General features: G+C 28.4%; 9 protein-coding genes and 1 tRNA gene. 5 read left to right on the top strand and 5 right to left on the bottom strand.

Annotation, left to right across the window (positions count from 1 at the left end; all coding sequences use genetic code 11):
• Positions 1 to 209: 209 nt before the first annotated feature.
• From EHF_RS03715 to EHF_RS03705, 3 genes are all read left to right on the top strand, one after another.
• On the top strand, positions 210 to 1,313 hold the full coding sequence (locus EHF_RS03715; protein WP_044195372.1) for an aminotransferase class I/II-fold pyridoxal phosphate-dependent enzyme: 1,104 nt from the start codon (positions 210 to 212) through the stop codon (positions 1,311 to 1,313).
• Between the two features lie 413 nt (positions 1,314 to 1,726).
• Positions 1,727 to 1,800 (top strand) — tRNA-Arg (locus tag EHF_RS03710).
• A gap of 26 nt (positions 1,801 to 1,826) precedes the next feature.
• Positions 1,827 to 2,243, top strand: a complete 417-nt coding sequence (locus EHF_RS03705; RefSeq protein ID WP_044195368.1) for a YqaA family protein — start codon at positions 1,827 to 1,829, stop codon at positions 2,241 to 2,243.
• Between the two features lie 252 nt (positions 2,244 to 2,495).
• Here the strand turns inward: EHF_RS03705 and EHF_RS04895 are convergent, their stop codons facing one another.
• The 3 genes from EHF_RS04895 to EHF_RS03695 all read right to left on the bottom strand — a co-directional run bounded on the left by EHF_RS04895 (position 2,496) and on the right by EHF_RS03695 (position 6,357).
• Positions 2,496 to 2,624: a hypothetical protein gene (locus tag EHF_RS04895; RefSeq protein WP_269493457.1), complete on the bottom strand. Its 129-nt coding sequence runs from the start codon at positions 2,622 to 2,624 to the stop codon at positions 2,496 to 2,498.
• Between the two features lie 948 nt (positions 2,625 to 3,572).
• On the bottom strand, positions 3,573 to 4,202 hold the full coding sequence (locus EHF_RS03700) for a ribonuclease HII (protein WP_044195365.1): 630 nt from the start codon (positions 4,200 to 4,202) through the stop codon (positions 3,573 to 3,575).
• A 1,666-nt stretch (positions 4,203 to 5,868) separates the two neighbouring features.
• Positions 5,869 to 6,357: a Na+/H+ antiporter subunit E gene (locus EHF_RS03695; protein ID WP_044195363.1), complete on the bottom strand. Its 489-nt coding sequence runs from the start codon at positions 6,355 to 6,357 to the stop codon at positions 5,869 to 5,871.
• Between the two features lie 181 nt (positions 6,358 to 6,538).
• Here EHF_RS03695 and EHF_RS03690 point away from each other — a divergent pair, with 181 nt between their 5' ends.
• On the top strand, positions 6,539 to 7,114 hold the full coding sequence (locus EHF_RS03690) for a MotE family protein (RefSeq protein WP_232228934.1): 576 nt from the start codon (positions 6,539 to 6,541) through the stop codon (positions 7,112 to 7,114).
• 801 nt (positions 7,115 to 7,915) lie between these two features.
• Here EHF_RS03690 and EHF_RS03685 read toward each other — a convergent pair.
• A complete protein-coding gene (locus tag EHF_RS03685) occupies positions 7,916 to 8,695 on the bottom strand; it encodes a type III pantothenate kinase (protein ID WP_044195357.1) in 780 nt (259 codons plus the stop codon).
• A gap of 11 nt (positions 8,696 to 8,706) precedes the next feature.
• Positions 8,707 to 9,759, bottom strand: a complete 1,053-nt coding sequence (locus EHF_RS03680) for a quinone-dependent dihydroorotate dehydrogenase (RefSeq protein WP_232228933.1) — start codon at positions 9,757 to 9,759, stop codon at positions 8,707 to 8,709.
• 162 nt (positions 9,760 to 9,921) lie between these two features.
• Between EHF_RS03680 and EHF_RS03675 the strand changes: the two genes are divergently transcribed.
• Positions 9,922 to 10,506 (top strand): peptide deformylase, encoded by a 585-nt coding sequence (locus EHF_RS03675; RefSeq protein ID WP_044195356.1) that lies wholly within the window; start codon positions 9,922 to 9,924, stop codon positions 10,504 to 10,506.
• The last annotated feature ends 656 nt before the right edge of the window (positions 10,507 to 11,162 follow it).

Below are 11,162 nucleotides of genomic sequence, written 5' to 3'. Positions count from 1 at the left end.
GTACTTATGTTTAGCTAGATGATACTTCTTCCTAGATGCAGAGGTTTTAAGCCTCATTTTTATGGTGTAGTTTTTTAATTGAAAAATGATGTGTAGAGTAAGTTGATTTAATTTTTCTATGCTTCTCTAGAGTTTGTGTTTTATATTACAATTTTACATTTAAGTGTAGCTTTACCAAAAGGCATAGTCAGTTTATTTGTAAGTGTTAAATGTTAGATAGCATATTAAGTCAAGAGCTCATTAAGTTGAGGATTGATAATCTATATAGAGAACCTTCTGCTATAACTAGATCTGAAGCAGGTAATGTGATTTATCAAAATGATAAAAAATTAATTTCTTTCTCTTGCAATGATTATTTAGGTTTAATAAGGCATCCTTTATTGAAAGAATCGGCTATAAATGCAATAAATAACTATGGTGTAGGAGCTGGTGCTTCACGTATGATTACAGGTGATAATGTCATTTATCAATGCTTAGAAAATAAATTAGCAAAATTGTATCATACAGAAATGTCTTTGGTATTTAGTAGTGGTTATTTGACAAATGTAGGAGTTATTTCTGCTTTGGTACATAGGCATGATATGGTTATTGCTGACAAATTAGTGCATTCTTCTATTATTGATGGTATTAAGCTTTCCTCTGCCAAGCATTATAGGTTTGAGCATAATGATTATAAACATTGTGAAGATATATTAAAGGAATATAGAGGCTTACATAAGCACTGTTTTATTGTGGTTGAGCAAGTGTATAGTATGAATGGTGATATTGCTCCAATTGGTCAGTTAAAAAAATTAGCGGAGGAGTATAATGCATGGCTTATTACAGATTGTGCTCATGGGTTTGGATTAATACCTTGTGCTAATTCAGATATATATATTGGTACTTTATCCAAGGCAATTGGTGTTTTAGGTGGATATGTATGCGCATCGAAAGTTGTTATAAGGTATATACAGAATAAAGCTAGACCTTTTATATATACAACTGCTCTACCTCCAATGGTGATTGCAGCTGCAAGCTCTGCATTGGATATTATAGGCGAATCTGTTAATGATACTCCTATTAAGCTAGCTAAATTTTTTTGTAAGAATCTAAATCTTACTGAGCCTAATAGCCATATAGTGCCATTGATTATGAAAGATATAGATAGTGCTTTACATGCACAACAAGTTTTAAGAGAAGAGGGGTTTCTTGTTGTGGCGATACGTCCTCCTACTGTACCCACTCCAAGGCTTAGGTTTGTATTTAGTGTGAATCATAGCTCATCAGATATAGAAAAATTGTGTGAAGTTATAAAACGAAATGGGTTAGTATAAACATTGTTATATGTAAATATTAGATTGTGGGGACATAATTGTTTGATGTATAATGTCTCCTTATATCTAGATTCTATTGTATAGCCTATTGGTACTACTATCTAATGTTAGAAACTTTAGTTAACATTATCCATGAATTATAACATGAATGATAAGTGAAGGCGGATTAAAATGCCTATTATATAAAATGTCTGCTCTAGATTTGAATTAGAGAGCTCTGTATAACGTATGTGTATTCTTATTTGTTAATGTTAAGAATATTTGGAATATTATCCATGAATTTATCTTGTGGGGATAATAGGTAAAAAGAAATAGAAGTATCTATTATAGTAGAATATTTCCTGCAAGGTGAAAATAGAGTGTTGAAAATTTGTTTACATTGTATGGATAATCTATATGATTGAAAGTGTATTGGGGCCGTAGCTCAGTAGGATAGAGCATTAGATTCCTAATCTGGAGGTCGTGCGTTCAAATCGCACCGGTCCCATGAAGTGTATAATGGTATGTCTATAGATGATAGAAGTTTATAGTTTGTTATTTGTTGATAGTTTAGTAGCTGCTCTTATTTTACCCTTAAATAAAATATTTGTATTTAAAGTAATGGCTTATTTTGGGGGATATAGTTATGTTTTGATGCTTTTAATATCGGCATTAGGAGCAGTTGTAGGAGGAATTATTAATTGGATATTAGGTAGGATGATAATTTTTGCGCGTGTAGAGTATCATAAGACGCAGGATGATTATGGAAAATTAGGTGTTTATATAAAATTGATCTTGATGTTGTTAACGTTGCTATGTTCTTGGATTCCAGTATGGGGGGGCATAATTAATATATTGTCTGGATATTTTAGAATAAAAATATTAAACCTCGTAGTATTGCTTTTTTTTTCTTATTTTGTATATCTTACTTATTATATAATAGTATTATAGACAAACCAATGTATGAAATTCAATCAGAATTGAAGGTTTTACTTAGTGGTGTTATGAAAAAAAGCTTATATTAGATTGAACTCGGTAGGGTTTTATATGGCTTCAAGTTTTCTTTTACATAGTTTTTAGAAAGTGTTCTATAGTATCACAATACTGTTGACTTAAAATTAAAACTCTAGCTAATCTGTGGTGAATATCATTTATGCATGTTTGATTGCATTTCTGATGTTTTCTCTTCATCTTCTAATAACATTATGGCCAATATGCTGTCCAGTTTTTTTTAAGGTCCTTAAACATACTACTACCCAACAATATTTTTAAATTATGTACTCCTGTTTCTATAGCATTAAACTGTCCAAAGGGGAAAATCAATTTAATCAACCTAATCTATTACAAATTGGTCGAGCTGTAATTGCGGATTCTGTCTGTTAACAATATATCATTATTTTAAGCAATACTAAAATTACTATCTATGTTGGGTACTTTAAGATTTATTTTTTTAAACGTAGTGATCTTAGCTATATTTTTTATGCCTTGTTTTAAAGAAACAGTTACATCTGGTTTATATTACCATTAGTATTCAGGTTCATACAAAGTCTTTTAATGATTTACATAGTATTCATAACTGTACTATATTAGGTATCTGTTTAATAGATGTGTTTAATATTCAACAAGAATCTTAAGTTATGCTGAAAGTAGGGCTTAAGTCATAAAAAAAACTATCATACAAGAAAAATATAAAGTCTTTAATAAGAACTCTTTATTATCTTTCTCAAATAAATTGATTAATAGGATCACGTATTGCGGCATATGTATGCTTCTGTAATTTAAATCTTTGACAATATCTTTATGGAAAGAAAATACCTTTTTATTATGTGTGATTTTTTGATTGTTATAACTTTTAAGAATATGACTTCTTTTTACAATTGAAACTCATATTACCATTAAATTTAACAGGATACTAATTTAACATTGGGATAAAACTACTAATAAACAATTTATTCGGTAGGAATATTCAATTGATCTGCATTTGTATTTTTTATCTCTGATATATTGATACATATATTTTCAATTGAGAATTTTCAGTTCTACTATCACTTACATAAATCTTTAATTACTTAATCCTGTTGTAACTTAACTCTTACATTACCATTATTATAATCTTGTGATGAATAAATTGTGTTATAAATTTTAGTCACCAGATCTGATTGCTATGTTTACCTAGTTGTGTGTTAATACAGTGTTGATGGGACGACATGTACTTGAATATAGGAAAGTCTTAAAGATTTGTTTCACTAGTGTATCAATAATATTGTTTCTATATATTTATTATTCATTATAAAGTTTAGTAATCTCTGATACTGGAGCAAATGTATTTCTATGGTGTATAGTTTTGCCATATTTATATAAGGATTCTAAGTGATGTTTAGTTCCATATCCTTTATTTTTGTTCCAGTCATATTGTGGGTACTGTACATGCAATGTTTCCATTAATCTATCTCTCGTAACTTTTGCAATTATAGATGCTGCAGCAATTGATACACTGATATTATCTCCGTCTATAATAGCTTTTGTATTCCATGGTAGATCTGGAGCTTTATTTCCGTCTACTATTACGTAGTCTATATTAGAATTTAACCCGCTAAGTGCTCTTTGCATTGCAATATGTGTGGCATTTAGTATGTTGTACTGATCAATTTCATGTATGTCAGCAAGTCCTATACTCCATTTTGTTATAGGGGTGATTATGTTGTAAATTTCTAGCCTTTTTTTTGGAGTAAGCTTTTTTGAGTCCTTGATATTATATGTGATATGATTGTCGTGTTTCAGAAAAAAAACAGCAGCTGATACTACAGGACCGGCCAATGAACCGTATCCTACTTCATCAACTCCTACTATAATGCAATTCTTGTTGTTTATTGATTTTGATATTTCATTTTCTATAGAAAAATCTGGCATAGGCTTATTTTATAATTTATCTAAGGATTAGTTATATTTTGAATTAAAATAATAAGTATGCTTATACTTGAAATTTATTGATAAAGAAAGTTTTTTAACATAGGGAAATTATATGAGTAAGGGGTGTATTAGGGAGAAATTTAATCCAGGAAGTATGTATTGTGAAGGATAGGAACTTTGTTATAACAAAATAAATGATAATGGATCTTATCATTACAGCATAATATAAATACCTTATAAAATCAAAAATTTCTATTGGTCTTTTTTGGGCATAGGTAAACATTTATTAATTTAATTTTGATAAATTTTATGCCTAGTTTAATGGGAGTACTAGGGGAGTCTACAACTTCTAGTAGAGTAAATCCTGCAGTAAACAAATATAAAGGTAATCTTACTGTTGTTTGGGTGATGATATGTTGTTGATTAGTAAACAGATGGGTAATATTATGTGTAATAAAAATAAGCACAGCTAAGATTGCAATAGAGAAATCATGGCCTAACCAATGTGTAGTATAGTATATTAGGTTAATTAAATCAATTTTCTTTTTAGACAGTTTGGTGCTGTGCAGATAAGAGTATGTGATTAAAAAAATATTTTTGGATAGTGCGTTGAAATCTTGAAAAGACTGAACAGTGTATTGTGCATAGTGTTATTAGAAGAGAAAATGGAATCTTTATTGTTAAATACAGAATCAAGCATTTGTTAATATAGGACTGATCATGTATTAGCTAAAGTTTGGGTTGAAATCGCATATTAAATCAGGGAAAACTTAAACTTAAGGTATCTAAAGTAAGTTCTCAAAATATTGTTTGAGATATAAGGGAGGAATTTTGTGATTTTATGAATATGCGTTACAAAGTAAATATTGAACATATAGTGTCAATTAAGGTAATGCTCAGTTTTCAGAAAATCAATGATAGTAAGTATGAATATTTTGAAAGACTATAGATAACAAAGCACAGGTAGTATAAGCAGTGATTCAAATGTTTATATGTTCCTTTAGAATTCTATGTCTATGAATATTATTGACTGAGTGATAAGTAATATAAATGTTTCGTCAAATAGCGAAAAGGTAATGCTCAGTTTTCAGAAAATCAATGATAGTAAGTATGAATATTTTGAAAGATTATAGATAACAAAGCACAGGTAGTATAAGCAGTGATTCAAATGTTATATGTTCCTTTAGAGTTCTATGTCTATAAATATTATTGACTGAGTGATAAGTAATATAAATGTTCCGTCAAATAGCAAAAAGGTAATGTTCAGTTTTCAAAAATCAATTATAATGATAACGGGTATTTTAAGAAAAATGAATCAAAAAGTACAAGTTATAATAGTAATTCAAAATATAATGCTCCTGAAAAAATCCTGCCCTTGTAAATATTATTAGTCAAGTGATAACTTAGTATCAACGTTCTATTAACTAAGCAGAGAGAAACTAATACTAATCTGCATAGGTAGAGATCCTTCTACTACTGGAAGTGATGTTACTAGGTAGTGATTTGTAATTATCTATGTCTGTAGGTATTTTGTAGTTTTGTATTATAAGTTTATTTCATGGGTTAATGCTTTGCGTTTGTGACATTTTTATCTTTGATATAGCTTAGAATAAGGAAACATATTGTATATTTGTTATGGTAGTAGTTTTTTATGGAAAATTTATTATTATATATCTGCAATTTTATTGTCGATAGCTTTTGCACCAGAGATTGAATCTTCATTTATAGCTAGAATTCTTATTTTATATGGGCTAGAAGATACTATGGTATTTATGCTTACTGTACCAGGGGTAAGTGTGATAGAATTTACTACTATTGATATGCCTAAGTCAGTAGTTTGTTTGGTCTGTATGACTCTAAAAATTGCTGAATCTATTTTTGACCTAAAATTCCATACTTTTTTTATTATACATATGTTAGATAGTATAACCTGTTGTATGATCCAAAAGAAGTAACGTAAAAAATTAAGCATACAAGGAAAGAATTGTTTTTTTGTATAGTAAATGTTATTATCATTTAATGGTATAACATTCTTCAACATTCTTGATATGACTAATGTAGTTATACAACTTACAATACCTAATGTTATAAAAAATAAATCAAAGTATCCCGATAAGGCAAACCAAAATGTGAACAATGTAAAAAATGCCTTCACTGTTTTATATTATTAAAGTACTTTAAGCTATAAGCAATGTTAGTATAAAAACTATAATTATTTATTGCTAAATCACGATAGTGTTTTATTATAACATAACTTGATTCTAAGGTTCATTGTATAATAGTTTTTTGATAGTATGCAAGTGATTTATGTTATTAATATAATATTAATGTTCTGTATGACTGGGGTTTTATTACATCATTTTTATGATATTAATGATGATAAAGTTGTAGAGTTCGACTTGTTAGACAATGTTAAATTTGTGAAAAATAGTAGTTATTTTTCTAGAGATTCAAAGCAAAAGATAAAATTGCTTCCAATAGATGATGGGTCTATATCTGTTATAGATTTACAAGATTGGTATTATCGTTTATTGGAACAAGAAGATAGTTTAAAAAATAAAGAGATTTTATTGAGAACTGTTGAGCAACACAATAATGAGCAGGTGTTGTATTTAGAAGAGATACAAAGAAAGTTAGTATCATTAATTAATATTGATGATCAAAATTATGATGAAAAAGTACATAGCTTAGTGAAAATATATGAAAGCATGCCTGTAAAATTGGCTGCTGAAGTATTTGGATTGTTAGATACGAATTCACTCATGTTAATAACTAATTATATTGATAAGAGTGCCTTATCAGATATATTATTACATGTTGATCCAAATATGATTAGAAAGATTAAAGAACTATCTACAGATATATCTAAGCAATGTGATTGTAATAGTGATATTATTAAGAGTAGAGGTTAATGTTGCTGCTATATGAATTAACATATGATTTATGATAACTAGTAAGTTGTTTATGTAATGCTTATAAATTAATACTAACTTGTATCTTTAATTAAAATGTATCTACAGATATATCTAAGCAATGTGCTTATAAGCGGTATTATTAAGAATGGGTGTTGTAATTATATTAATTAACATGTGATTTGCTTCTTGTATGAAGGATATATAAGTAAAGGTTACTTATATATATTCATTATTGAAATGTCATTTTATTGTACTTCACAAAAGTTTTTTGTATGGTCAACTGGATATTAAACTTGGGATAGTTTCATAAATAATGTTGTGTATAAGAAATGTAGTTGTGGAATATAGAATGTGTTGGGTTATAGAACTTTTTACATAGTTTGTTATTGATATGTGTTACATATCTTAAGATATAAAGATTTATTATTTTGATAAGTGTTGTTTTCGTGTTTATGAGAGTAATGGTGTCTATAGCTCTATTAGATTAATTTATGTGCTTTATAGATATATTAGCTTTGTGCTTGAATTTTATCATAGATAAGATATTTCACTTTAAGAATTGGAGTAATGTTAATACGTGTTTTTAATTCTTAAAGTACTAGTAGTAGTGTATAAAATTTATAAGAAAAGTTTATAGCGCTAATAATCATTGATTCTTGATATAAGCACTTATTGGTTAATCCTTAGCGGCAATAATACATTGATTTTGTGTAGGTTACACAACTAGATATAATGAGTAAAACATGAAGAACATTGTAATTGTGTTCTACTATATCAGAGATTACTGTAGTAAAGTATTTATTGTTTGTTATCGAGCATATTATGCAATTGTATTAGACCTCTTATGGTCAGGTCTACTTCAATATTGTTAATAGCAGTTTTATGTTCAAAAAATAAATGGGAGTTTCCTCCTGTTGCTATTACGTGTAATCCTTTTTCTTCTTCCTTGATTATTTTTTCAATCATTCCATTAATCATGCTAATGTATCCCCAATATATTCCTGATTCCATTGCATGGTATATGTTGTTTTGTATTACTTTATCTTGTTTTGATACTAATACCTCTGGTAATAATGCAGTATATTGTCGCATACTTTTCGCTAAAATATGTGCTCCAGGTGCTATGACTTGTCCATATATGCATTTGTCATTGTTTAATAAATTAAATACTGTTGCAGTTCCCATACCTATTATTAGTAAGTCTTGATTGGGATACAAGTTACTTGCTGCGATGATACTTGCTAATCTGTCTGAGCCTAGTGTTTTGTTTTGTAGGTTTATCTTAATGTTAAAAAGGTCTGCATGATGATTATTCAAGATTATAGGATCTGTATTAAAGTAATCTTTGCTTAATTCTATAATTGGTGTTGTTATGCTTGGAACCACACTTGATATAATAATGTTATTGATATTCTGATAGTCAATATTTAGCTGGTTCATTGTGGAATTTAAATAGATGAAATACTCATCAGCTGTTCTTCTTGGTTGAGAAGAGATAGTTATTTTTTTCACTATTTTATTGTTTACACAGATTGCGAATTTTATATTTGTATTACCTACATCTATTGCTACAAACATGTTTAAACCTATTAGTGATTATAACCTATTGCATGGCGTACTGTTGGAAATCCATCTGCAGCTAGAAGATCAGCTAATTCTAAACTTATCTTGTTGGCTATATTGAGTCCGTTATAAACTATGGCAGTGTATAACTGTATTAGTGATGCACCTGCTTTTATTTTTTCATATGCATGATATCCAGTACTTACCCCACCACAGCCTATTAGTAGGAGTTTTCCTTGGGAAACTTGATATATTTCAGACAGTACTTGTGTTGATAGATCAAATAGTGGTTTTCCACTTAATCCGCCATGTATTTTTATATTTGTATTTAGTAGTTTATTGTGTTGTGATGAAGTGTTACTTATTATTAAGCCACTGATTTTATATTTTATTGCTAGATCTACAATATCCTGTTTTTTATTATCGCTGATATCTGGTGAAATTTTTAACATTATAGGAACAGATTCTGCATAATCTGCTAGCCTTCGAATTTGAGATATAGCTATCAATAATTCTGATAAAAGTTCTTTTTTTTGAAATTCATGTAATCTTGGAGTGTTAGGAGATGATATGTTGATTGTAATGTAATTACTTAGACCATATACCTTCTTCACTATGTCGAAATAGTCTTGAATGGGATCACGGGATTTCTTATTAAACCCTATATTAATCCCAAATATGCAATGATTAAACTTAATGTTGTTTACTTTGTTGATTAAGAAATCTACTCCTTTATTATTAAATCCTAAACTATTAATTATTGCTTTTTCACTGATTAATCTATGTACACGTGGTTTTTTATTTCCACTTTGAGGATATTTTGTTACTGTCCCTACTTCGACGAATCCAAAACCAGCGGATAGTAAGGGTTGTATTACTTCTGCGTTTTTATCAAATCCAGCTGCAACTCCTATGGGGGTTCTTAAAAGCTTATTGAAGACTTGTATATTAAGAGATCTTGGGATTTCGATTTTTTTTACAGGGATAAAGTTATTTTTTAATGCAAAAATTACTAATTTATGTGCAATTTCTGGTGGTATACAGAATAATGGATTAGTGAATATCTGTTGTAATAACACAGTATTTAATGATTAATTTACATGCATATGTATTGATTATATCAGTTTTTTATAAAAATACTACTTGTATAACTAATAAATGTGTATAACAACTGTTAAGATAATAAAACATATAGAATTATAGTGTAAATTGCTTATACTAAAAGTTGAGAGGAATATAATATGAATATCTTATCTGTTGATAATGTTCAAGATTTACGAAATTTGCATGCTATATCTCATCCTATTGAAAAGATAGATCAAGAAGTTATAGCACTAGCTAATGACATGATGAAAGTTATGGAACATAGTAAGACTGTAGGTTTATCTGCAGTTCAACTTGGTAATCATAGTAGAATGTTTATCATCAATATGTTTAGTGGATTGTTTGATGTCGCACAGGATATGAAGGTTTTGTCTGGGAATCATTCATTACATGGTAAAAATATGATATGTATAAATCCTGAAGTCCTCAGCTTTTCTGCTGAAACTGTTGATTTGTTTGAGGGTTGTTCGTCTGCTAAAGCATATGGACTAATTAATATTACAAGACCAAAACATATGGATTTAAGGTATACAGATTTATTGGGGAATGAATGTATAGTAAGAGTCTATGGTTGGCTTTCTAGATGCATGCAGCATGAACTTGATCATTTGAATGGAATATTATTAGCTAATGTTGTAGATAATATAAAAAATAACTGTGTACATAGTATTTCTCAGGAGGATCATAGTGTAGTACATATAATGCTTGTAAATAAACAATAATGTTCTTGGATTCATAAAGAGTACTATGTTTAACAGAAACAATGAGTTATTTAAAATACATTATGATTACAATGTTGAGATGTAGTTAATAGAATACTGATGTATGTACAGTCAAAGTAAGATTAGCGGATATGGTTAATCTTATAATAGGTATTGATCTAGTTAATTAGATTATCGTTTTATACTAACATAGAGTCTATGTTAATTATGGTTTTTAATGTTGCATAGACTTCTAGTTGAGAGGGTATACTTGGTTGTTTATTATGATTTGTAAAGTCAGTATTCAAATGTAGTTTGCATTTGTTTATATATAAAAATGTGTTCTGTAAATTAATTTTGTAAAATGAAAAATACTTAATGTGTATAATATTGTTGTACATTATGAGGATAATTGTCTGCTTTCTTAAAATATTACAGTGTTAAAATCTATTAGTTGTTTTTTTATGAGTACTGTACTAAGTTCTACTAATAACACATAATCTTGATGCATTAAAAAATGGGATTCTAGTGCATTAACTAAGGTTATGTTATTGATTATAATAACTCTTTTGTTATATCATGAGAAAATGATTCTTATAAAGATAAATATTATTTGGTTGTTAATAAAGTATTAGATGAATTTGCTAGTAGTATAGTAATTCGTAGAACATTACATC

It is taken from the genome of Ehrlichia japonica, assembly GCF_000632845.1.
Classification (GTDB): domain Bacteria; phylum Pseudomonadota; class Alphaproteobacteria; order Rickettsiales; family Anaplasmataceae; genus Ehrlichia; species Ehrlichia japonica.
This window is presented reverse-complemented; position numbering and strand designations above follow the sequence as displayed.

Excerpts from the sequence above, each read along its gene's own strand:
- EHF_RS03690 (WP_232228934.1), top strand. The coding sequence starts at position 6,539 with ATGACTGGGGTTTTATTACATCATTTTTATGATATTAATGATGATAAA.
- EHF_RS03675 (WP_044195356.1), top strand. The coding sequence starts at position 9,922 with ATGAATATCTTATCTGTTGATAATGTTCAAGATTTACGAAATTTGCAT.
- EHF_RS03705 (WP_044195368.1), top strand. The coding sequence starts at position 1,827 with ATGATAGAAGTTTATAGTTTGTTATTTGTTGATAGTTTAGTAGCTGCT.
- EHF_RS03685 (WP_044195357.1), bottom strand. The coding sequence starts at position 8,695 with ATGTTTGTAGCAATAGATGTAGGTAATACAAATATAAAATTCGCAATC.
- EHF_RS03700 (WP_044195365.1), bottom strand. The coding sequence starts at position 4,202 with ATGCCAGATTTTTCTATAGAAAATGAAATATCAAAATCAATAAACAAC.
- EHF_RS03715 (WP_044195372.1), top strand. The coding sequence starts at position 210 with ATGTTAGATAGCATATTAAGTCAAGAGCTCATTAAGTTGAGGATTGAT.